The 21,326-nt window shown below is 74.6% G+C and carries 19 protein-coding genes; 9 read left to right on the top strand and 10 right to left on the bottom strand.

What is annotated here, in order from left to right:
- Nucleotides 1–59: 59 nt before the first annotated feature.
- Both treY and C3486_RS38150 read left to right on the top strand, forming a co-directional pair.
- The gene (gene treY, locus C3486_RS22285; RefSeq protein WP_258052937.1) at nucleotides 60–2,429 is read left to right on the top strand and encodes a malto-oligosyltrehalose synthase; all 2,370 of its coding nucleotides are present in this window, start codon (nucleotides 60–62) and stop codon (nucleotides 2,427–2,429) included.
- Nucleotides 2,426–2,623, top strand: coding sequence for a hypothetical protein (locus tag C3486_RS38150; RefSeq protein ID WP_258052936.1), 198 nt, complete (start codon nucleotides 2,426–2,428; stop codon nucleotides 2,621–2,623). The genes treY and C3486_RS38150 overlap by 4 nt, the downstream gene beginning before the upstream one ends.
- Here C3486_RS38150 and C3486_RS22280 read toward each other — a convergent pair.
- Nucleotides 2,610–3,155, bottom strand: coding sequence for a DUF1707 and FHA domain-containing protein (locus C3486_RS22280; RefSeq protein ID WP_103834526.1), 546 nt, complete (start codon nucleotides 3,153–3,155; stop codon nucleotides 2,610–2,612). The two genes, C3486_RS38150 and C3486_RS22280, sit on opposite strands and share 14 nt — an antisense overlap.
- Before the next feature lie 293 nt (nucleotides 3,156–3,448).
- Between C3486_RS22280 and C3486_RS22275 the strand changes: the two genes are divergently transcribed.
- Entirely contained in the window at nucleotides 3,449–4,366 is a 918-nt protein-coding gene (locus C3486_RS22275) for a GNAT family N-acetyltransferase (RefSeq protein WP_103834510.1), read from the top strand.
- Nucleotides 4,367–4,435: 69 nt separating this feature from the next.
- Nucleotides 4,436–6,226, top strand: coding sequence for a malto-oligosyltrehalose trehalohydrolase (gene treZ, locus C3486_RS22270; RefSeq protein WP_103834509.1), 1,791 nt, complete (start codon nucleotides 4,436–4,438; stop codon nucleotides 6,224–6,226).
- A 26-nt stretch (nucleotides 6,227–6,252) separates the two neighbouring features.
- On the opposite strand, the gene C3486_RS22265 is transcribed toward treZ, so the two are convergent.
- Complete coding sequence (locus C3486_RS22265; RefSeq protein ID WP_103834508.1) at nucleotides 6,253–7,704, bottom strand: cytosine permease; 1,452 nt, start codon at nucleotides 7,702–7,704, stop codon at nucleotides 6,253–6,255.
- Nucleotides 7,705–7,907: 203 nt separating this feature from the next.
- Between C3486_RS22265 and C3486_RS22260 the strand changes: the two genes are divergently transcribed.
- Nucleotides 7,908–9,422: a PucR family transcriptional regulator gene (locus C3486_RS22260; protein ID WP_103834507.1), complete on the top strand. Its 1,515-nt coding sequence runs from the start codon at nucleotides 7,908–7,910 to the stop codon at nucleotides 9,420–9,422.
- A gap of 102 nt (nucleotides 9,423–9,524) precedes the next feature.
- Nucleotides 9,525–10,451 (top strand): hypothetical protein, encoded by a 927-nt coding sequence (locus C3486_RS22255; protein WP_103834506.1) that lies wholly within the window; start codon nucleotides 9,525–9,527, stop codon nucleotides 10,449–10,451.
- Nucleotides 10,452–10,548: 97 nt separating this feature from the next.
- On the opposite strand, the gene ligD is transcribed toward C3486_RS22255, so the two are convergent.
- Nucleotides 10,549–11,673, bottom strand: coding sequence for a non-homologous end-joining DNA ligase (gene ligD, locus C3486_RS22250; RefSeq protein ID WP_103834525.1), 1,125 nt, complete (start codon nucleotides 11,671–11,673; stop codon nucleotides 10,549–10,551).
- Between the two features lie 74 nt (nucleotides 11,674–11,747).
- Here ligD and C3486_RS22245 point away from each other — a divergent pair, with 74 nt between their 5' ends.
- On the top strand, nucleotides 11,748–12,821 hold the full coding sequence (locus tag C3486_RS22245) for an ATP-dependent DNA ligase (RefSeq protein ID WP_103834505.1): 1,074 nt from the start codon (nucleotides 11,748–11,750) through the stop codon (nucleotides 12,819–12,821).
- Nucleotides 12,822–12,879: 58 nt separating this feature from the next.
- Here the strand turns inward: C3486_RS22245 and C3486_RS22240 are convergent, their stop codons facing one another.
- From C3486_RS22240 to C3486_RS22220, 5 genes are all read right to left on the bottom strand, one after another.
- Entirely contained in the window at nucleotides 12,880–13,431 is a 552-nt protein-coding gene (locus C3486_RS22240; protein ID WP_258052934.1) for a DinB family protein, read from the bottom strand.
- Nucleotides 13,432–13,559: 128 nt separating this feature from the next.
- On the bottom strand, nucleotides 13,560–13,967 hold the full coding sequence (gene msrB, locus C3486_RS22235) for a peptide-methionine (R)-S-oxide reductase MsrB (RefSeq protein ID WP_103834503.1): 408 nt from the start codon (nucleotides 13,965–13,967) through the stop codon (nucleotides 13,560–13,562).
- Nucleotides 13,968–14,025: 58 nt separating this feature from the next.
- Complete coding sequence (gene murC, locus C3486_RS22230) at nucleotides 14,026–15,423, bottom strand: UDP-N-acetylmuramate--L-alanine ligase (protein WP_103834502.1); 1,398 nt, start codon at nucleotides 15,421–15,423, stop codon at nucleotides 14,026–14,028.
- Nucleotides 15,424–15,549: 126 nt separating this feature from the next.
- A complete protein-coding gene (locus C3486_RS22225) occupies nucleotides 15,550–16,269 on the bottom strand; it encodes a response regulator transcription factor (protein ID WP_103834501.1) in 720 nt (239 codons plus the stop codon).
- The gene (locus C3486_RS22220) at nucleotides 16,266–17,588 is read right to left on the bottom strand and encodes a sensor histidine kinase (protein ID WP_374936906.1); all 1,323 of its coding nucleotides are present in this window, start codon (nucleotides 17,586–17,588) and stop codon (nucleotides 16,266–16,268) included. The genes C3486_RS22225 and C3486_RS22220 overlap by 4 nt, the downstream gene beginning before the upstream one ends.
- A gap of 317 nt (nucleotides 17,589–17,905) precedes the next feature.
- Here C3486_RS22220 and C3486_RS22215 point away from each other — a divergent pair, with 317 nt between their 5' ends.
- Both C3486_RS22215 and C3486_RS22210 read left to right on the top strand, forming a co-directional pair.
- On the top strand, nucleotides 17,906–19,000 hold the full coding sequence (locus tag C3486_RS22215) for an ABC transporter permease (RefSeq protein WP_103834500.1): 1,095 nt from the start codon (nucleotides 17,906–17,908) through the stop codon (nucleotides 18,998–19,000).
- Nucleotides 19,001–19,064: 64 nt separating this feature from the next.
- On the top strand, nucleotides 19,065–19,751 hold the full coding sequence (locus tag C3486_RS22210) for an ABC transporter ATP-binding protein (RefSeq protein ID WP_103834499.1): 687 nt from the start codon (nucleotides 19,065–19,067) through the stop codon (nucleotides 19,749–19,751).
- Nucleotides 19,752–19,774: 23 nt separating this feature from the next.
- On the opposite strand, the gene C3486_RS22205 is transcribed toward C3486_RS22210, so the two are convergent.
- Nucleotides 19,775–20,263 (bottom strand): indole-3-glycerol phosphate synthase, encoded by a 489-nt coding sequence (locus tag C3486_RS22205; RefSeq protein ID WP_103834498.1) that lies wholly within the window; start codon nucleotides 20,261–20,263, stop codon nucleotides 19,775–19,777.
- Between the two features lie 182 nt (nucleotides 20,264–20,445).
- Complete coding sequence (locus C3486_RS22200) at nucleotides 20,446–21,237, bottom strand: pyrimidine reductase family protein (RefSeq protein ID WP_258052933.1); 792 nt, start codon at nucleotides 21,235–21,237, stop codon at nucleotides 20,446–20,448.
- Nucleotides 21,238–21,326 lie beyond the last annotated feature (89 nt).

Here is a 21,326-nt window from a genome sequence, read left to right as displayed (position 1 = left end):
GGGCACACCCCGCTCGATCGGATGAAGCAACAAGGCACCGTGTGGGTACGTGTGTCCCCATGACGCCCGAATTCAGCGCGCCGCCCACCGCCACCTACCGGCTGCAGCTCCAGCCGGACTTCCCGTTCGCCGCGGCCGAGAAGGCCGTGCCGTACCTGGCCGACCTGGGCGTCTCGCACCTGCACCTGTCCCCCGTGCTCGGTGCCGTGCCCGGCTCCACGCACGGGTACGACGTGGTGGACCACTCCGCGGTGCGCGCCGAGCTGGGCGGCGAGGAGGGGCTGCGCGCGCTGGCGCGGACCGCCGCCGCACACGGCCTGCGCCTCGTGGTGGATCTGGTGCCCAACCACATGGCCCGCCCTGCCCCCGCCTCCCTGAACGGACCACTGTGGTCCGTTCTGCGCGACGGCCCCGCCTCCCCGTACGCCCGCTGGTTCGACATCGACTGGGAGGGCGGGCACGGCGGGCGGCTGCTGATGCCCGTACTGGGCGGGCGGCTGGCCGACGAGCTGCCCTCGATGCGCATCGAGGGGGACGTGCTGCGCTACCACGAACACGCGTTCCCCGTCCGCCCCGGTACGGAGCGGCTGCCGCTCCCGCAGCTCCTGGATGCGCAGTGGTACCGGCTCTCCTGGTGGCGGCTGGCCCGCACCGAGCTGAACTACCGCCGCTTCTTCACGATCTCCGAGCTGATCGCGGTCCGCGTCGAGGACCCCGAGGTCTTCCGGGCGACGCACGCGACGGTGCTGCGGCTGATCGAGGACGGCGTGATCGACGGGCTGCGCATCGACCACCCGGACGGGCTCACCGACCCGGCGGGCTACCTGGCGCGGCTGCGGCAGGCCACGGGCGGGCGCTGGACGGTCGTGGAGAAGATCCTGACCGGTGACGAACGGCTGCCGGAGAGCTGGGCGTGCGCGGGCACCACGGGCTACGACGCGCTGCGCCACATCGACGGGCTCTTCGTGTGCCCGGAGGGCGCCGAGCTGCTCTTCGGGGTCTACCGCGACACCGTGGCCCCGCTCGCCGATCGCGGCGGCGACTGGGAGGAAACGGTACGGCAGGCCGCGTACGAGGTCGTCACCCACGATCTGGCCGCCGAGGTCGACCGGCTGGTGCGGACGGCGGCGCGGATCAGCGAACGCGCGCCGCACCACGGCGACCACGCCCCGTGGGCCCTGCGCCGCGCCCTGCACGAACTGCTCGTCCGGCTGCCCGTGTACCGCCCGTACGCGCAGGACCCGTGGTGCGCCGAGCGGGACGCCGCGATGCTGGAGGCGGCCGCCGAGGGCGCCGCAGCGGCCTTCGAGGTGCGCGACGAGGCCCGCTCCGTTGAGCTGGTGCGCGACCTGGCGCTGGGCCGGCTGGCCGACGGCTCCGAGGGGGACGCGGCGGCGGACCACGCCGACTTCGCCGCCCGCTTCGCGCAGACCGCCTCCGCGCTGCACGCCAAGTCGGTCGAGGACCGCGCCTTCTACCGCTACACGCCGCTGCTGTCGGCCTGCGAGGTCGGCGGCGACCCCGGCTGCCCCGCGGTCACCGTGGACGCGTTCCACGCCTTCTGCGCCCGTCTGCAGGACGCCTGGCCCGCTTCCGGCACGGTGCTGTCCACCCACGACACCAAGCGCAGCGCCGACGTCCGGGCCCGCCTCGCGGCGCTGAGCGAGTGCCCCGAGGGCTGGCGCGAGGTGCTGTCCCGGCTGAACATCCGTACCGCCCTCACCCTGGACGGCCCGGAGCCCGACCCCCACATGGCGTGGGTGGCCTGGCAGACGGCCTTCGGGCTGGCACGTCCGGGGAGCACGGTGGAGCTGGGCACGGCGGCCGCTCCGGGTACGGAGGCCGACACCGCTTCGGGTACCGACACCGGCACCGCTGCGTGCGGGCGCGGCGGCATCTCCTTCAGGCGGCTCGCCCCGGCGGTCCTGAAGGCGGTGCGGGAGGCCGGGCTGCAGACCACGTGGACCGAGCAGGACACCGCCTACGAGGAGGCGGTCACGGAGTTCCTGGAGGCGGGCCCGTGCAGCCCGGCCGCGGCCGCCGAACTGGCCGCGTTCGCCGACGAGCTGTCCCCCTTCGTCCGCGCCAACGTGCTCGGCGCGGCCCTGCTGCACCTCACGATGCCGGGCGTCCCCGACCTCTATCAGGGCACGGAGCGGGAGTACGCGGCGCTCGTCGACCCCGACAACCGGGCGCCCGCGCGCTTCTCCCCGGAGTTCCTGGCCGACGTGGACGGCGGGGCCCCGGCCGGCGAGGCGCACGGCTTCCCGGACCTCTCCGCCGAGAAGCTGCGGCTGACCACCACCGCGCTGCGGCTGCGCCGTACGCACCCGGAGTGGTTCGGCCCCGCGGGCACGTACCGGCCGCTGCGCGCCGCCGGCGACCCGCACGGCCACTGCGTGGCGTTCGCCCGCGCCACCGCGCGGTGACCGTCGCCACCCGGCTCTCGCTGCGTCTCGCGGAGTCCGGCGGCTGGCACTCGGCGGACCTGCGGCTGCCGGACGCGCCGTCCGGGGTCTGGCACGACCTGCTCACCGGGCGGGACTTCGAGGGCCCGTCCGTGCCGCTGGCGTCCCTCCTGGACCGGCTGCCGGTCGCGCTCCTCGTGCTCAGCGCCCGGTGAGCACGTAGGCCACGTGGCCGAAGCTGACGTGGTCCCCGGGGGCCACGGCGACCTCCCCGAGGACGCGGCGGCCGTTGACGTACGTGCCGTTCATGGAGCCGAGGTCGCGCAGCAGCCAGGTGTCCCCGGAGGAGCGGAGCTGAGCGTGCGTACGGGAGACCGAGTCGTGGCTCAGGCGCAGTCCCGCACCGGGGGCGCGGCCGATCAGGAGGGGGAACGGCCCGGGGGCCGGCAGCAGGAGCTTGGGCAGCCGCTCGGTGCGCCAGGCCCTGCGGACCGTGAGGTGGAAGGCGGACGCCCTGCCCACCGCGCGGAGCACGGCGGCCTGGAAGCGGCCGCGGCCGGCCAAGTCACCGGTGGCCCGCTCCAGTTCGTCACGGTGGCGCGCGGTGAGCACCAGCTCCAGGCGGCGCAGGAAGGTGTCCTGGGACAGCCGGCCGTCGGCCGCGCCCTCGCGGAGCAGTTCCAGCGCGCGGTCCCGCTCGGCATCCGACAACCGGGCCGGCCGTGCCGGGAATTCGAGCGATGACATGTCCATGATTCTCCGGCGGGCCCGCGTCTCTGTCCAGACGAGGCCGGCCGTCACCCGGCCTCCACTCGGAGGACGGCACCGGAGCCCGATCAGTTCCCCGGAAATTCGCTGGCGCCCCGCACGCGCCGACGGGTACCGTCCACCCCACAGCACGACACGTCGGCGGAACCCGAGCGGAAGGAGGCGGAACGGCATGTACGGCACGGCCCCTGACCTGTTCACGCGCTCCCGCGCCGCCCGCCGCATACGCTGACGGGCCGTCGGGAGCGTGCCTCCCGAGAGGACCCGCACTCATGACCGATCTGGTCATCCGCGCGCTCACCGAGGACGACGCGCACCTCTTCACCACCCTGCACGACCCCACCGCCCCGCTCCTGGGGCACGACCGCTTCGGGCATCCCTACGCCCTCCGCACGGCCGGCGGCGAGTACCGCCCCGACTGGTCGTGGGTCGCACTGCGCGACGGCGTCGTCGTGGCACGCGCCGCGTGGTGGGCCGGCCCGGACGACACCCGCCCGCTCTCCCTGGACCGGCTGGACTTCGCGCCCGGCGAGGCGGCCGCCGCGACGGAACTGCTGCGCACCGCACCGCTGTCGGCCGAGTACGTGCTGCTGCTGCCGCCCGGCTGGCGGGAGCAGCCCGCCGTACGGGCCGCCGCCGAGGCCCGTACGGCCGTCGCGCGGGCCGCCGGGCTGCGCCCGATGGTCGAGCGCTTCCGGTACGCCTGGACCCCCGAGTGCGGCCTGCCGGCGGACCCGGGACGGCTGGTCTTCCGGCCGGAGCCGGACGACGAGGTGATCCTGGAGGTGCTCCGCCAGGTGGAGCGGGGCTCGCTGGACGCGCACGCCCGGCGGGCCGCCACCGAGGGCGGCATCGAGCAGGCCGCCCGCGAGGAGCTGGAGTTCTTCCACTGGTGCCCGTCGCCGCGCGAGTGGTGGCGGCTGGCGTACACGCCCGGCGGCGAGCCGGTCGGGCTGCACGTGCCCGCGCGCAACCACACCTCACCCGTCGTGGGCTTCATCGGGGTGGTTCCCGGCCAACGCGGCCACGGTTACGCCTACGACCTGCTGGTGGACTGCACACGGCACCTGGCCTCGGTCGGCGCCGACCGGATCGTCGCCGAGACGGACCAGCACAACACCCCAATGGCGGCGGCATTCGCCAAGGCGGGGTACCCGATCACTCAGGAGCGTGCTTACTTCGACAGGTAAGCGCGCGCAGGCGCATCGGGGTCGCGGGGGCGTGCGTCGTCACGCCGCGGCGAGGAGGGAGAGGCCATCGTGCTCTTCGAGGTGTGGGCGCCGGACGCCGGGCGGGTCGAGCTCGACCTGCCGGGCGGTGACGGCCCCGGGGCCGCGTCCCCCGCGACCGTCCCGCTGACCCGCTGCCCGTCCCGTGCGGGCTGGTGGCGGGGCGAGGCGCCGGCCCGCCACGGGGACCGGTACGCCTTCCGGCTGGACGGCGGCGCGCCGCTGCCCGACCCGCGCGCGGCCCGGCTGCCGGACGGTCCCGGCGGCCCGGCCGCGGTCGTGGACCACGCCCGGTACGCCTGGCGGCACGACTGGCCGGGGCGCGGGCTGCCCGGCGCGGTCCTCTACGAGCTGCACATCGGGACGTTCACGCCCGGCGGCACGTTCGACACGGCAATCGAACGGCTGCCGCACCTGAAGGACCTCGGCATCACGCACATCGAACTGATGCCTGTCTGCCCGTTCCCCGGCACGCACGGCTGGGGGTACGAGGGCATCGCGCCCTGGGCGGTGCACGAGCCGTACGGCGGCCCGGACGGACTCAAGCGCTTCGTGGACGCGGCGCACGGCCTGGGGCTCGGCGTCGTCCTGGACGTCGTGCACAACCACCTCGGCCCGCACGGCAACCACCTGCCCGCCTTCGGGCCGTACTTCACCGAGGCGCACCACACGCCCTGGGGCGCCGCCGTGAACCTCGACGCGCCCGGCTCCGACGAGGTGCGCGCCTACTTCCTCGGCAGCGCCCTGTCCTGGCTGCGCGACTACCGGATCGACGGGCTGCGCCTGGACGCGGTGCACGCGCTGCACGACGACCGGGCCCGGCACTTCCTCGCCGAGCTGTCGGAGGCGGTGGACGCCCTCGCTGCGCAGCTGCGCCGGCCGCTGTTCCTCATAGCCGAGTCCGACCTCAACGACCCCCGGACCACCGCGCCCCGCCCCTACGGGGGCCACGGGCTGCACGCGCAGTGGAACGACGACTTCCACCACGCCCTGCACGCCGCGCTCACCGGCGAGTCGCAGGGCTACTACGCGGACTTCGCGCGGGCCCCGATGGCGGCCCTCGCCACCACCCTCACGCGCGGCTTCTTCCACGCCGGCACGTACTCCAGCTTCCGGGGACGGACGCACGGCGCGCCGCTGGACACGCACGCCGTCCCCGCGCACCGGCTGCTCGGTTACTCCCAGACGCACGACCAGATCGGGAACCGCGCGCTCGGCGACCGCCTCTCGGAGCTGCTCTCCCCCGCCCTCCAGGTGTGCGCCGCGGCCCTCGTGCTGTGCGCGCCGTACACGCCGATGCTCTTCATGGGCGAGGAGTGGGGCGCGGGCACGCCCTGGCAGTTCTTCACCGACCACACCGATCCCGAGCTGGCGGCGGCGGTGCGCGACGGGCGGCGCCGGGAGTTCGCGGCGCACGGCTGGCAGGCCGAGGAGATCCCCGACCCGCAGGACCCGGCCACCCGGGACCGCTCGTGCCTGGACTGGTCCGAGCCGGACCGCGCGCCGCACAAGGACCTGCTCGGCTGGTACCGCACGCTGCTGGCGCTCCGCCGGGACCACGCGGCGCTGACCGATCCCGACCTCACCCGGACGCGGGTGGCGTACGACGAGGACGCACGGTGGCTGCGGCTGGACCGTACGACGGGTCACGGCGGGCACGGGGTGCTGGTGGCCGTGAACCTGCACCCCTCCCGTACGGCGGACGTGCCGCTGCCCCACGAGGGCGCGCGGCCGCTGGCGGGGTGGCCCGCGCCGCAGGAGCCGGACGCGGACGGGGTGCTGCGGCTGCCCCCGGAGTCGGTCACGGTCCTCGGGACCTGACGCGGCTCCGGGGGCCGCACAGAGGCTCAGGACGCGCTGACGGGCTCCGCAGCGGCCGGCTCCGGCTCGCCGTCCAGCTCGCGCTCGCTCTCCGCCACAGCGGCCAGCTCCGCCTTCAGGTCCAGCTTCCGGGTGAGCAGGTAGTACAGACCGCCGCCGATGAGCAGGCCGGGCACGAAGGAGAGGTCGGCGCCGCCCAGGGCCTTGGCGGCCGGGCCCTCGTAGGCGTGGGTGGCGAAGAACGGGATCATCGTGATGAAGCCGACGGCGTACGAGACGATGCCGCGCCAGGACCAGCGGCCGTAGATGCCGCCCTGGGAGTCGAAGATCGCGGTGACCGCGTAGTGGCCGCGCCGCACGCAGTAGAAGTCCACCAGGTTGACCGCGGTCCACGGCACCAGGAAGTACAGCATCATCAGCACGAACGTGTTGAAGCTCTCCAGGTAGTCCTCCGGGAGCAGCATGGCGACGGTGAAGATGACGACGCCCACCGCCGCGATCCCGGCGACCCGCAGCCGGACGGTCGGCTTGACCGTGCGGAAGGCGTCCACGGCGCTGGTGGTGGTGAGCATCGCCCCGTACGCGTTGACGGCCGTGATGCCGATCAGGGCGACGGAGGAGACCACCACGGCGAAGGTGCCGAAGCCGGGCAGGATGGCGTTGCCGACCTGGCGGATGCCGGTGATCGCGCCGGGGTCGGGCAGCGCGGAGGAGAGCAGCGCGCCGAGCGACATCAGCCAGACGGCGGAGCCGGCCGCGCCGGCGTAGGTCCACCAGATGACCTTGCGTGCCGAGACGTCGCGCGGCAGGTAGCGGGAGTAGTCCGAGACGTAGATCGCGTAGCTGATCTGGTAGCCGGCCGCGGCGGAGAAGACGACCAGGAAGGAGGTCCAGGTCGAGCCGCCACCGGAGGCAGCGGCGTGCGCGGTACCCGGGTGCAGCTGGACGAGCGCCCCGATGGTGAGGACGCCGAAGACGGCGATCAGCACGTACGTCAGCCAGCGCTGCACGAGGTGCAGCAGGTCGTGACCGACGACCGCGAGGAAGATCGCGACGGCGATGATCAGGGCGTACCAGAGCGTGGTACCCCCGGGGAGGACCGTCCGCAGGCCCTCGGTGGCCAGCACGACGTTGAAGACGTTGAAGCCGACGTACACGAAGACGACGGCGGCGAAGGGCACGATGGCGCCGCGGGTGCCGAACTGGGCCCGCGACTGGATCATCTGCGGCAGGCCCATCCGGGGGCCCTGGTTGGCGTGGAACGCCATGAAGAACGTGCCGAAACAGGCGCCGAGGACGACGGCCAGCACGGACATGCCCAGGCTCAGCCCCAGCTCGGGTCCGAGGAAGCCGGTGACCATCGTGGTGAGCACGAAGTTCCCGGTGAACCAGAACGGCCCCTGGTGCCAGACCTTGCCGTGGCGCTCGCGCACGGGCACATAGTCGATCGAGCGTTGTTCGACCCTGGGGGCAGCCATGGGTCCTCCTCGGGTGGTGCGGTGATCGGCGCGGGGCCGTACAGGGGGCGGGGTCGGCTGGGGAGCCGTACGGGGACGGGGGTGCGGCCCGCGGGGGTGGTGCGGCCGTTGCTGAGCGCGGTGGTGTGAACCTACGGGTCCGTTCGGAGCGGCTTCGATCGCCCGATCGTCCATCCGATAGATATGTGGTGGACACTATGTCTATGCCGCTGTACCTCACCGACCTCCTGGCCCGGCCGGACCTGAACCTCTCGGTCACCGGCGACCCCGCGCCCGGCCTGCTGGACCGCACCATCGAGGCCGCCACCGTCTCCGACCTGCTGCATCCCGGTAAGTGGCTGCAGGGCGGCGAGCTGCTGATGACCATCGGGCTGCTGCTGCCGATGGAGCCGGCGGCCTGCCGCGCGTACGTCGCCGACGTGGCGGCGGGCGGCGCCGCGGCCCTCGCGCTCGGCCTGGGGCACGGACTGCCGTACCAGGCGGCGCCACAGCCCCTCGTGGACGCCGCACAGGAGGCCGGGCTGCCGCTGCTCACCGTCCCGGACGAGGTGCCGTTCATCGCCGTCACCAAGGCGGTCTTCGAGGCGCGGGCGCACGAGGAGCGGCAGGTACTCCAGCGGGCCTTCGCGACCCAGCGGCGGCTGACGGCGGCGGCCACGGACAACGGGCTGCGCCCGATGCTGGAGGAGTGGGCGGCCGCCACCGGGGTCGGCGCCGCGGTCCTGGACCCCCTCGGCCGGCTGCTCGCCTCGGGCGGGCCGGACGCCGAGCCCGTACTGGACGACGCCCGCGACCTCATCGACCGGGTCGCCTCCCGGGGGCTGCGCGGCAGCGCCGCCAGTACGGCCGGCGGGCTGCAACTGGAGGTGCAGCCGCTGGGCGCCCGCAGGCTGCGCGGCCTGCTCCTCCTCAGCGGCGGCCCGGACGCCGCGGCCCGCGCCGTCGTGCCCGGCCTGGTCTCGCTGCTCTCCCTGGAGCTGGAGCGCCGCCACCTCATGGACGAGCCGGAACGGCGCCGCCGCTCCGCACTCCTGGCCGAGCTGCTCGCCGAGCCCGAGGGCGGGCAGGAGCGCGCCGCGGGAAGGGCGCGGGACATCCTCGCCTCCGTGGGGCTGGCCGCCGAGCGCGTACGGGGCGTGGTGTTCGAAGCGCCACGGGAGACCGCCCAGGAGGCGGCCGCCGACCTCGCACTCGCCGTACCGGGCGGGCTCGTGCGGGCCGGCGAGGCCGGTCTCGTGGAGGCCGTGGTCGGCGAGGAGCTGGACGTACGGGACGTGCTCGGCCGCTTCGCGCCGGGCTGCCCGGCCGGTCTGGGCCCGCTGACGCCCCCGGAGGCCGTCCGGACGTCCCTGCGGCAGGCCACCGGGCTGCTGGGCCTGAGCCGGGCCGCGGGCGAGCCGGTCGAGGCCCGGGAGAGCCAGGCCAGCCGGCTGCTCCTGGAGCTCGGCGACCGGCGCACCCTCCTCGGCTACGCGGACGCCGTCCTCAGCCCCCTGGACCTCGCCGACAACGGCGAGGAGCTGATCGCGACCCTGGCCGCCTGGCTGGAGTCCGGCGGCTCCTGGGAGACCACCAGCCGCCGCCTCGGCGTCCACCGGCACACCGTCCGCAACCGCCTCGACAAGGCCATGGCCCTGACCGGCCGGCGGCTCGACGACGCGGACGACCGCTTCGACCTGTGGCTGGCGACCCGCATCCGGCGCGGGGGCCGGGTATGACACCGCCGGGCCCGTAGCGGTGCGGGCCCGGCGGGCCCGTAGTGGGGCGGGCGCGGCGCTACGGGGGTAGCCTCCCCGCGGGACGAGGGGGAGGGATGTTCCGTGAGCGACGAGTCCTTCCGGGCCGAGGCGCACGGCGAGGGCCGCGCCTATCAGGCGGGCCGGGATCAGTACATCACCGAGGACCACCGGACGTTCCACGTGCACGGACCGCCACCGGGCCACACGCCCGCGCCCACGTCCGCTGAACGGCTGGCCCGCGGCGAAGAGCTGCTGGCCGCGGGTGAGTCCGCCCGTGCGGCCGCCGTGCTGCGCGAGGCGCTGCGCGCCGCCGAGGCGGACGCGCAGGCGCAGGGCCTCTCCCTGGCCGGCCGGCAGGGCCCGCGGATCGTGCAGTCCCTCTTCCAGGACGTGCACGGGCCGTTCCGGAACGACCTGTCCGTGGCGCAGACCGAGACGCTCCGCCACATCGCCGGCATTCAGTACGCACTGGGGCGCGCCCTGTTGGCGGCCGGCGAGCACGCCGAGTCGGAGTACGTCCTGCGGATCGCCGTCGGCCTCCTGTGGCGCACCCGCGGCACGCACCATCCCGACTGGGCGACGGCCCAGATGCACCGCGCGCTCGCCGCGGGCCTGAGCGGCCGGTGGGACTTCGCCATGTCGCTGGCCTCCGACGTGTACGCCGCGGGCGGCCGGGAACGGCTCGGCCGGGAACACCCCCGGGAAGCCGCACTGGTGGAGCTCGTACACGCCCGGCTTCTGACGGAGGCCGCGGCGCACTTCCACGGCGCCGACGCCGGTACGCGGGCCGTGAGGGACCGAAGCGGCACCGCCGGCCGGCTGCTGGGGCGCCTGAACCGGGCGCTGGACCGCGGCATCAGCGAGCTGCACGCCGAGCAGGCCGACTGGGACACGGCGCGGTCCGCCGCCCGGCGGAGCGTCCGGGCCTGCGCCGCCGCCTACGGGGACGCCCATCCGTACACGAAGGAAGCGCGGGCGCTGCTCATCAGGGCGGAGCGGGGCGCCTGACACGAGGGTGACGCGAGGCGCGCGCCACTGGAGTGCGCGGGAGGCGCCGCACGAGGGCGGGCCGAACGGCCGCTTCCGGGGAGCCCGACGCCGCGCCTCAGTGGCGGGCGCGGCTCGGCTGGACGCGGGAGGGCTCGCCCGGCATCTTCGGGTGGTCCGGCGGGTAGGGCAGGTCACCGAGTTCGGCGTCACGCTCGGCGAGTTCGAAGACGCGTTCCAGTCCGAAGGCGTGGTCGGCCATGTCGGCGTGCACGTCGCCCCGTTCCGCGTACCGGGCCGGCATCGTGGCCAGGTCGAAGTCGAACGGCTCGGCGTCGTCCAGCTCGTCCCAGCGCAGCGGCGCGGACACCGTGGCACGCGGCCGGGGCCGTACGGAGTACGCGGAGGCGATGGTGCGGTCCCGCGCCATCTGGTTGTAGTCGACGAAGACCCGCGTGCCGCGCTCCTCCTTCCACCAGGCCGTGGTCACCTCGTCCGGCATCCGGCGGGACAGTTCGCGGCCGATGGCGATGGCGGCGCGGCGCACTTCGGTGAAGGTCCAGCGCGGCTCGATCGGCACGTAGACGTGCAGGCCCCGGCCTCCGGAGGTCTTCGGCCAGCCGCGCAGGCCCAGCTCGTCCAGGAGCGCGTGCAGCTCGTGTGCGGCCCGTACGGCGTCCCCGTAGTCGGTGCCCGGCTGCGGGTCGAGGTCGATGCGCAGCTCGTCGGGGTGGTCGGGACGGCCGCGGCGGACCGGCCACGGGTGGAAGGTGAGGCAGCCCAGGTTCGCCGCCCAGATCACGGCCGCGAGCTCGGTGGGGCAGATCTCGTCGGCGGACCGGCCGCTGGGGAAGGTGATGTGGGCCGTGGGGAGCCAGTCGGGCTTGTTCTTCGGGGCGCGCTTCTGGAAGAACGATTCGCCGGTGACGCCGTCCGGGTACCGCTCCAGCGTCGTCGGCCGGTCGTGCAACGCGCGGACGATGCCGTCGCCGACCGCCAGGTAGTACCCCACCACGTCCAGCTTGGTGAAGCCGCGCTCCGGGAAGTAGACCTTGTCCGGGTGCGACACGCGCACGGTACGGCCGCCGGCCGCGATCTCCACCGCGGCGGCCTTGCCGCTGCCCGTGCCTTTGGCGCCACCTGTGTCCTTGGCACCGCCTGCGTCCTTGGCACCTCCGGCACCCTTGGCGCCGCTCGCTCCCTTGGTGCCTCCCGCCGCTCCGGCACCGCCTGTACCGCCCATGGCCGCCACGGTAAGCGCGGACGGGCGGACGCGCTCGTCGGGCGACGTACGGGGCATACCCGCACAATCGGGATATGGATCTCCCGGTGCTGCCCCCCGTGAAGCCGATGCTGGCCAAGCCGGCCGCCAAGATCCCGCCCGGCATGCAGTACGAGGCCAAATGGGACGGCTTCCGGGCCATCGTCTTCCGGGACGGCGACGAGGTCGAGCTGGGCAGCCGTACGGGCAAGTCGCTCACCCGCTACTTCCCCGAGCTGGTCGAGGCGGTGCGCGCCAACGTGCCCCGGCGCTGCGTCCTCGACGGCGAGATCGTGATCGCCCGCGGCGACCGGCTGGACTTCGACGCGCTCACCGAGCGCATCCACCCCGCCAAGTCCCGGGTGGACCTGCTCGCCGAGCGGACCCCGGCCGGCTTCGTGGCGTTCGACCTGCTGGCGCTGGACGACGAAGCGCTGCTGCGCGCGCCCCAGAAGGAGCGGCGGGCGCGGCTCACTGAAGCGCTGCGCGGCGCCGAGGCCCCGGTGCACCTCGCGCCGGCCACCACGGACCGCGACGTCGCCGCCGAGTGGTTCACGCAGTACGAGGGCGCGGGGCTGGACGGCGTGATCGCCAAGCCGCTGGACATGCCGTACCGGCAGAACGAGCGGGTCATGGTCAAGATCAAGCACGAGCGGACGGCGGACTGCGTGCTGGCCGGCTTCCGCTACCACAAGAGCGGACCCGTGGTCGGCTCGCTGCTGCTGGGCTTGTACGACGCGACCGGCGCACTGCAGCACGTAGGGGTGTGCGCGGCGTTCTCCATGAAGCGGCGTGCGGAGCTGGTGGCGGAGCTGGAGCCGCTGCGCATGGAGTCGGCGGCGGGCCACCCCTGGGCCGACTGGGCGAACGAGGAGGCACACGAGTCGGCGCGGATGCCCGGCGCGCCCAGCCGCTGGAGCGGCAAGAAGGACCTGTCCTGGCTGCCGCTGCGCCCGGAGCGGGTCCTGGAGGTGGCGTACGACCACATGGAGAACGGGCAGCGCTTCCGGCACACGGCGCAGTTCCGCCGCTGGCGCCCGGACCGCACACCGGAGAGCTGCACGTACGCGCAGCTGGAGGAGCCGGTGCGGTACGACCTGGGGAAGGTGCTGACGCCGCGGGTGGACTGAGGCGGGCCCTGACGGCCGCACTGCGCGGGCGCGGGCGGCGAGGCCCCTGCGTGGTGCGCTACTGCCCCAGGCGGCCGTCGATGCGCTCACGCAGCAGATCCGCGTGCCCGTTGTGCCGGGCGTACTCCTCCACCATGTGGACCAGCACCTCGCGCAGCGAGATCGGCCCATCGCTCCCCTGCCCCACGATGCCGAGATCGGGCGCCTCGGCCACGAAGCGCTCGGCGAACTCCGTCTCGGCCCGCCAGGCCGCCCACGCACCGTCGACCACCGCCGGGTCGGCCACCGCCCCGTCGAAGTCGCCGTCGGGCTCGGCCTCGGTACGGAAGAGCGGGGGCGCGTCCTGCCCGGCCATGCACCGCCGGAACCAGCCGCGCTCCACATCGGCCATGTGCCGCACCAGCCCCAGCAACGACATCGTGGACGGCTCCACCGCACGCCGGGCCAGCGCCTCGGCGTCCAGCCCGGCGCACTTCATCTCCAGCGTGAGGCGCTGGCAGCGCAGATACTCCACGAGCGTGGCCCGCTCGTCCCCCAGACGCGGCCCGTTCTCCCGCGGGTCGTCCTCGGACGCCACGAACATGTCGGCTCTTCTGCGCGCTCCGCTCATGCGGCCATCATCGGCGCGCCCGACGGCGGTCCGCCACCGAATTTCCGGCGGGGCGCCCGCCGTTGAAGGCGCGCGGGCGCCACGCGCCGTTGCGTCACCGGAAGGCCGTGCGGGCCTCCCGGTGACCGTCAGCCCTCTTCCGGAGTCAGCCGCAAGGAGATGGAGTTGATGCAGTACCGCTGGTCGGTGGGGGTGGGGTAGCCCTCGCCCTCGAAGACGTGGCCGAGGTGGGAGCCGCAGCGGGCGCAGCGCACCTCGGTGCGGACCATGCCGTGGGAACGGTCCTCCACGAGCTCGACGGCGTCGGAGTCCTTCGGGTCGTAGAAGGACGGCCAGCCGCAGTGGCTGGCGAACTTCGTGTCCGAGCGGAACAGTTCGGCGCCGCAGGCCCGGCAGGAGTAGACGCCGGGCGTCTTGGTGTCGGTGTACTCGCCGACGAAGGCGGGCTCCGTGCCGGCCTCGCGCAGGACGTGGTACTCGGCGGGGCTCAGCTCGGCGCGCCACTGCTCGTCGGGCTTGTCGATCTCGTAGGCCATGGTCTCGCTCCTTCGGGCGGTGGGTGTCCGGCCCTGTGGTGTCCGGTGGGGCCGCGCGTCAGGCGTCGAGGCGGGCCAGGATCTCCGGTCCCAGCTCCGTCACGTCGCCCGCGCCCATGGTCAGAACAAGGTCACCAGGGCCCGCCATTCCTGCGATGACGTCGGGGATCGCGGCCTTGTCGTGCTCGGCGGTCACCGTCGCGCCGGCCGCCTCGGCGGCCTTGACGATCAGGTCGCTGGTCACGCCCGGGATCGGGTCCTCGCGGGCCGGGTAGATGTCCAGCACCACGGAGGCGTCGGCCAGCGCCAGCGCCTGGCCCATCTCCCGGCCCAGCTCCTGGGTGCGGGAGAAGAGGTGCGGCTGGAAGACGACGAGGACGCGGGAGCCGGCCGCCGCGCCCCGGATGGCCTCCAGGTCGGCGGTCATCTCGGTGGGGTGGTGCGCGTAGGAGTCGATGACCTGCACGCCCTTGGCCTCGCCCTTGAGCTGGAGGCGGCGCTTGACGCCGGTGTACGAACCGAGCGCCGTGGCCAGCTCGGCGGCCGGCACGCCGAGGGCGACGCCGGCGGCGAGGGCCGCGACGGCGTTCAGCGCGTAGTGGCGGCCGGGGACGGAGACCGTGAAGGCCAGGCGCTCGCCGGTGGGCAGCACGGCGGTGACCTCGCTGGCCAGGCCGCGCGGGGTGATGTCCAGGACGCGCAGGTCCGCGTCGTCCGCCTCGCCGTAGGTGACGACCGTGAGGCCGTCGCGGTCGCGGACGCGGGCGGTCAGCTCGCGGGCTCCGGGGTGGTCGGCGGAGACCACGAGGGTGCCGCCCGGCCGGACCCGGCCCACGAAGGTCTCGAAGGACTCGTAGATCTCGTCCATCGAGGCGTAGTTGGCGTGGTGGTCCAGCTCCACGTTGAGGACGATGGCGACCTCGGGGGCGTACTTGTGGAAGCTGCGGTCCGACTCGTCGGCCTCGGCCACGAAGATCTCGCCGTTGCCGTGCCGGGCGTTCGAACCGGGCGCGTCGAGGTCGCCGCCGATGGCGTACGAGGGGTCCAGGCCGAGGGTGGTCAGGGCGACGGCCAGCATGGACGTGGTGGTCGTCTTGCCGTGCGTGCCGGCGACGGCGATGGGGCGCGCGCCGTCCATGAGGGCGGCGAGGGCGTCCGAGCGGTGCACGACCGGGATGCCGCGCTCGGCGGCCGCGGCCAGCTCGGGGTTGTCGGCGCGGATGGCGGAGGAGACGACGACGCTGGTGGCGTCGGCGGCCAGGTGCTCGGCGGCGTGGCCGATGTGGACCGTGGCGCCGGCCTCGCGCAGGGCCAGGACGGTCGCCGATTCCTTGGCATCGCTGCCGGCCACGGCGGCGCCGCGCTGGGCCAGGATCTTCGCGATGCCGGACATGCCGGCGCCGCCGATGCCGATGAAGTGCGGTCGGTCCATCGCGGCGGGGATGCCGGGTGCCATCGTGACGTCTCCCTGGTCGGTACGGCCGGCCGGCGGGCGCCGGTCGGCTTGTCGGTCGGACCCGATTCTCGCACCCCGCACCGACAATCCCGGTCACGGCCGCCCGGCCTCCGCCACGCAGCGGGGTCAGCGCCGGATCAGCCCCTGTGCCGTGGCCGCCGCGACCGCGGACGTACGGGAGTCGACGCCGAGCTTGGTGTAGATGTGCACCAGGTGGGACTTCACGGTCGCCTGGCTGAGGAAGAGCTGCTTGCTGATCTGCGCGTTGGACAGGCCGTCGGCGACCAGCCGGAGCACCTCGGTCTCGCGGCGCGAAAGGGCGGCGGCGGGTGCGCGCATGCGGTCCATCAGGCGCAGCGCGACGGCCGGCGCGAGGGCCGACTTCCCTGCGGCCGCGGTGCGCACCGCGGCCGCCAGTTCCTCGGGCGGCGCGTCCTTCAGGAGGTAGCCGGTGGCGCCGGCCTCGATGGCGGCCAGGATGTCGGCGTCCGTGTCGTACGTGGTGAGGACCAGGACGCGGGGCGCGCCGTCCCGTGCGGTGATCTCGGCGGTGGCCCGCGGGCCGCGCATCTCGCCGCCGAACTGGAGGTCCATCAGGACCACGTCGACGCCGAGCCGGGCGGCGAGCGCAACGGACTCCTCAGCGGTGGCGACGTCGGCCACCACCTCGAAGTCCGGTTCGGTCTCCAGTACGGCCCGCAGCCCGGCGCGTACGACGGGGTGGTCGTCGGCGAGCAGGAGGCGGATGCGGCCGCCTCCGGGGGCGGCCGGGGCGGGGCTGCCGGTGTCCGGGGCAGGGGCGCCGGTGTGCGCGACGGGGTCGCCGGAGTGCGGGGCGTCGGTCATGTGCGGGCCTGTTCGGACGGGTCGGGCGGATCGGACGAGGCGATCTGGGCTGTGCCGGTGTCGGACGGGGCGGAGCCGGTGCCGGTCGGTGCGGTGCCGGTGCCAGCCGGTGGCGGGGCCGGCGGGGACGGGTCGGCGACGGGCAGCGTGACCGCGACGGCGGTGCCCTCCCCCGGCGCCGATTCGACCACGAAGGTGCCGTGCAGGGCGCGTGCCCTGGCGCGCATCGCGGCGAGCCCGAAGCCCCCTCCCCCGGTGTCGGCACCCGGGGCGGGGACCTCGGAGGGCCGGAACCCGGTGCCGTCGTCGACCACGTCCAGCGCGACCTCGGTGTCCATGTAGCTGAGGGTCAGCTCGGCCCGGTGTGCCGCGGCGTGCCGCACCGTGTTGGCCAGCGCGGACTGGGCGATGCGCAGCAGGGCCACCTCGTGCGGGGTGGGCAGCGCTGCGGGCGTGCCGGACACGTGGCAGTGCACGGCGAGGCCGGTGGTGCGCGCCGTCGTCTCGCACAGCCGTTCCAGCGCGGCGGGCAGTGAACCGTGCTCCAGACCGGGCGGGCTGAGGGCGCGTACGAAGCGGCGGGCCTCGGCGAGGTTGTCGACGGCAGCCTCCCGCGCGTGCCGTACGTGGCCGAGCGCGCTCTCGGGGCGGCCGGGCAGGGCGCGCTCCGCGGCGCGCAGCAGCAGCTGGATGCTGGAGAGGCCCTGGGCGAGGGTGTCGTGGATCTCGCGGGCGAGCCGCTCGCGCTCGGCCAGCACCCCGGCGGTGCGTTCGGCCGCTGCCAGGTCGCTGCGGGCCACGGTCAGCTCCTCGATGAGGCGGCGCCGCTGCTCGCTCTCCCGGTACAGCGCCTGGTACCCGAGGACGACGGCGACCGCGACCGCCGCCCCGAGGGCCGGCCCGAGCACCGTCCCGATGGTGAGCGTGCCGGCGTGCCACCCGAAGCCCCCGACGGCCACGGCGGTGGTGACCGCGACGACCGGCAGCGCCCACCTCAGGGGCAGCAGGTGGAGCTGCACGAAGAAGAGCGGGAAGGCGAGCCAGACGCCGTCCGGGGTGAGCAGGACCAGCGTCGCCCATACGGCCAGCACGGCGACGAGCCAGAGGGCGGCGGCAGCGGGCGCCGCGGATACCTTCGGGAGGACGGGACCGAGCGCGTACACGAGGGCGAGCACGCCCGCGGCACCGATGACGGCCGGCCCGTCGGGCGCGTGGTCGGCGACCGCACGCCCGGCGGCGAGCGCCAGCAGCGCGGCGACCATCAGATGCAGGCAGAGGCGCAGCACACGGAGGACGGGGGTCAGGGAGTGGGGGTTCACGACGCGTTCAGGTGCTCATTCCGAATCGTCGCGCACGCGTACGGGGCTGCGCGTGCGCGTACCGGTGTGCGCTGCCCCGTTGCGGGCCGCGTACGGGCACGGGCGGCGGGGCTGCTCCCGGAGGCCGGCCGGGGCGCTCCTCAAGGCTAGGCGGCGCCCGGCACTCCGGCATCAACCGAAAGGTTGACCGAGCCGGTGTCCTTTCGATCCCGGCGAAGCCGTCCCGGGCGCGATGCCCGGGGCGCGCCTCCGCAGCGAGATTGGGGGCAGCCGCCGGGCACCGGGCCCGGCACCGTGCGCAAAGGACGTCCGAGGCCGTGTTCGTCGCCTGGAGAGACCTGAGGTTCGCCAAGGGCAGGTTCGCCCTGATGGGGACCGTCATCGTGCTGATCACCGTGCTGGTGGGGCTGCTGTCCGGGCTGACGGCGGGGCTGGGCCGCGAGAACACCTCGGCGGTCACCTCGCTCCCCGCCGACCACCTGGTGTTCTCCGCGCCCGCCGGGGACGACGACGTGTCGTTCACCGACTCGCACATCAGCACGAAGACGGCCGGGAGCTGGGCCGCGGTACCGGGAGTGGCCCGGGCCGAGCCGCTGGGCATCGCCACCACGAAGGGCGAGTCGGGCACGCGGAACGCGGCACTGTCGGCCTTCGGGGTGCGCCCCGGCTCCCGGCTGGCCCCCGAGGCCGCGCGGATCGCGCCCGGTACGGCCGTGCTCTCCGAGCGGGCCGCCGAGGAGCTGGGCGTACGGGCCGGTGACCGGTTCACGCTCGCCGGGCAGCGGCTGCGGGCCGCCGCCGTGTCGGGCGGGGCGATGTACAGCCACACGCCCGTCGTGTGGACCGCGCTGGCGGACTGGCAGCGGATGACCGGCGGCCCGGCCGCCACGAAGGACGACGGCGGCTCGACGGTCCTCGCGCTGTCCGCCGGCGACGCCGGGCCCACCGCGCTCGCGGCCGCCGACAGGAAGCTCGGCACCCGGACGGTGGCGTCCGCCGACGCCGTACGGGCCATCGGCTCCTACACCGCCGAGAACGGGTCGCTGCAATTGATGCGCGGCTTCCTCTTCGCCATCTCGGCGCTGGTGATCGGCGCGTTCTTCACCGTGTGGACCATCCAGCGGAGCGGCGACGTGGCCGTACTGAAGGCGCTCGGCGCCTCGACCCGTTACCTGCTGCGGGACGCCCTCGGCCAGGCCGTCGTCCTGCTGGTCCTCGGTACCGGCCTGGGCACCGCGCTCGCTGCCGGGGTGGGCGCCGCGGTCGGCGGCACCGTGCCCTTCGTGCTGGAGCCGGCCACCGTCCTGGTGCCCGCGCTGGTCATGATCGCGCTCGGCGCGGTGGGGGCCGCGCTGGCCGTCCGCCGCGTCACCGCCGTCGACCCACTGACGGCCCTGGGGAGCGCCCGGTGACGTCCCACGGCCCCCGCCGCCCCCGTACCGCCCCGACCGCCCCCAAGACCCCGTGGAGCGCCCGATGAGCCTCGACCTGACCGACGTCACCCTCACCTACCCCGACGGCGACGCCCGGCTGACCGCGCTGGACGCGGTGTCCCTGCACGTGCCCGCCGGCTCGGTGACCGCCGTGCTCGGCCCCTCGGGGTCCGGAAAGTCCAGCCTGCTGGCGGTGGCCGCCACCCTGATCACCCCGGACCGCGGCACCGTCACGATCGACGGCGTGGCCACCACCGGGATGAGCCGCGCGCGGCTGACCGCGCTCCGCCGCGACAAGGTCGGCATGGTCTTCCAGCAGCCCAACCTGCTGCCCTCGCTGACCGCGGCCGAGCAGCTGCAGGCGATGGCCCACCTGGCCGGGCGGTCGCCCCGTGCGGCGGCCCCGCGGGCGCGGGAGCTGCTGGCCGCCGTGGGGCTGGCGGACCGGGCGGACCACCGGCCGCACCAGCTCTCGGGCGGCCAGCGGCAGCGGGTCAACATCGCGCGGGCCCTGATGAACGACCCGGCCGTCCTCCTGGTCGACGAGCCGACCAGCGCGCTGGACCAGGAGCGCGGCGCGGCCGTGCTGGAGCTGCTGACCGCGCTCACCCGCCGGCGCGGCACGGCGACCGTGCTCGTCACCCACGACAGGGCACACCTGGGCGCCGTGGACGCCGTCGTGGAGGTCCGGGACGGGCGGGTCGGTACGCGGGCGCCGGCGGGCGCCTGAGAGGCCGTGGAGCGAGCGTGCGGTCAGCTCCCGGCCGTCTCGTCCTGCTCCTCCGCAGGCTCGCCGGGCGCGTGCGAGAACAGCTTCAGTACGGGCACGCCGACCTTGTGGCGGGCGCGGGAGGCCCAGTCGCGGTGGAAGAACTCCTCCACGAAGTGCGGCGCGGTCAGCACGATCACCTCGTCGGCCCCCGTCTCGTCGACGACCGACCGGAGCAGCTCCAGGGGGTGGTCTTCGACCACCTGTCCGATGGCCTCAGCGCCCGCGTTCCGCAGTTGCTGCAAGGTGTGCGACAGGGCGCGCTCCGCGGGCGGCTCGGCCCGCTCCCCTTCGGGCTCGTCGCCCTCCCGCACCGCCTCGTCGAACTCGCCGAGGGCGACGTCGTCGATGGCCCGCAGCAAGACGTCCTGCTCGCCGCGCGGCTGCATGAGGACGACGAAGGAGACCTCGTCGTCGCCGTGCAGCGTGGTGACGAACTCCACGTCCGCGGGCGTCAGAGGCTTCTCGATCATCAAAACGCTCGTGAACACGACGCGTGCCCTTCTTCTCCGCTGCATGGACCGCCCCCGGGGAGCGGTCCGACAGAAACCATCCTTCCCCGTCAGGGACGGGGTCTTTGTCCTTTAGTGTGCCCAACGGAAGCTAAGCGGAACGGGTTATTCCGCTGAACGCCGGGGAGATCCGATGAAACGGTTCATGGCCGTCGGTAGCGGGTGAACAGGAACCCGTCCTCCTCGAGTACGGACACCAGCCGGAAGCGGTCCGGGTCCGTCAGGCCGGGCGCGTTCATGATCCGCGGCGCGTCGCCCGCCGTCACCATCGGCGCCAGCGACAGGCAGAGCTCGTCGAGCGCGCCCGCCGCGGCGAACTGGCCGAGCAGCCGGGGCCCGCCCTCCGTGAGCAGCCGGGTCAGTCCCCGGTCCGCGAGCGCGCCGGGCACCCGCGCGGGGTCCACAGCGGCGCCCTCCCCGACGAAGACCACCTCCGCACCGGCCGCGCGGGCCTCGCGTACCCGGTTCTCGTCGGCGGCGGCGCCGGTGAGCAGCACCGTGGGCACCAGGGGCTCGGTGAAGAGCGGCAGCGAGAAGTCCAGGTCCATGCTGGCCGTCACCACCGCGATCGCCGGGGCGGGCGCCTGCCCTGCCGCCGCGCGGCGGGCGGCGAACGCCTCGCGCGCCCTGGCCGGCCGGTACCCCTCCTTGCGCACCGTCTCGGCGCCGGCCACGACCGCGTCGGCCAGGCCCCGCAGCACCCCGAAGATGCGCATGTCGGCGTCGCTGGAGAGGGGCTGCGAACGGCCGTCGTGGTGCGCGGCGCCGTCCACGGAGGACACCATGTTGGCGCGCAGCCACCCGTGTGCCGCCGCCCCCGCGCCCTCCGGCGCCGCGTCCGCGGGCTCCGGGTACGCATAGGCGTCCGCCAGCTCGTCCAGCGTCCACTCCCGATTTTCCATCCACTCCCGGTACCCGTTCGGCGGCGAAGACATCACCGCGTCGACGACTCCTTCGGGGGAAGCGGTTTCGGACGGCGCGGGCTGGGCGGGGAAAGGGAACAGACGTCGCATACGCCGCAGTG

Source organism: Streptomyces sp. Ru73, from assembly GCF_002920575.1.
Taxonomy (GTDB): domain Bacteria; phylum Actinomycetota; class Actinomycetes; order Streptomycetales; family Streptomycetaceae; genus Streptomyces.
Note: the sequence above shows the minus strand (reverse complement) of the source record. Positions and strands in the feature narration are given on the sequence as shown.

Bases quoted from the DNA above. Each gene is read 5' to 3' on its own strand.
- treY (WP_258052937.1), top strand. From the start codon at position 60: ATGACGCCCGAATTCAGCGCGCCGCCCACCGCCACCTACCGGCTGCAG.
- C3486_RS22280 (WP_103834526.1), bottom strand. From the start codon at position 3,155: ATGTCATCGCTCGAATTCCCGGCACGGCCGGCCCGGTTGTCGGATGCC.
- C3486_RS22275 (WP_103834510.1), top strand. From the start codon at position 3,449: ATGACCGATCTGGTCATCCGCGCGCTCACCGAGGACGACGCGCACCTC.
- C3486_RS22265 (WP_103834508.1), bottom strand. From the start codon at position 7,704: ATGGCTGCCCCCAGGGTCGAACAACGCTCGATCGACTATGTGCCCGTG.
- C3486_RS22260 (WP_103834507.1), top strand. From the start codon at position 7,908: ATGCCGCTGTACCTCACCGACCTCCTGGCCCGGCCGGACCTGAACCTC.
- ligD (WP_103834525.1), bottom strand. From the start codon at position 11,673: ATGGGCGGTACAGGCGGTGCCGGAGCGGCGGGAGGCACCAAGGGAGCG.
- C3486_RS22245 (WP_103834505.1), top strand. From the start codon at position 11,748: ATGGATCTCCCGGTGCTGCCCCCCGTGAAGCCGATGCTGGCCAAGCCG.
- C3486_RS22240 (WP_258052934.1), bottom strand. From the start codon at position 13,431: ATGAGCGGAGCGCGCAGAAGAGCCGACATGTTCGTGGCGTCCGAGGAC.
- msrB (WP_103834503.1), bottom strand. From the start codon at position 13,967: ATGGCCTACGAGATCGACAAGCCCGACGAGCAGTGGCGCGCCGAGCTG.
- murC (WP_103834502.1), bottom strand. From the start codon at position 15,423: ATGGCACCCGGCATCCCCGCCGCGATGGACCGACCGCACTTCATCGGC.
- C3486_RS22225 (WP_103834501.1), bottom strand. From the start codon at position 16,269: ATGACCGACGCCCCGCACTCCGGCGACCCCGTCGCGCACACCGGCGCC.
- C3486_RS22210 (WP_103834499.1), top strand. From the start codon at position 19,065: ATGAGCCTCGACCTGACCGACGTCACCCTCACCTACCCCGACGGCGAC.
- C3486_RS22205 (WP_103834498.1), bottom strand. From the start codon at position 20,263: ATGATCGAGAAGCCTCTGACGCCCGCGGACGTGGAGTTCGTCACCACG.
- C3486_RS22200 (WP_258052933.1), bottom strand. From the start codon at position 21,237: ATGTCTTCGCCGCCGAACGGGTACCGGGAGTGGATGGAAAATCGGGAG.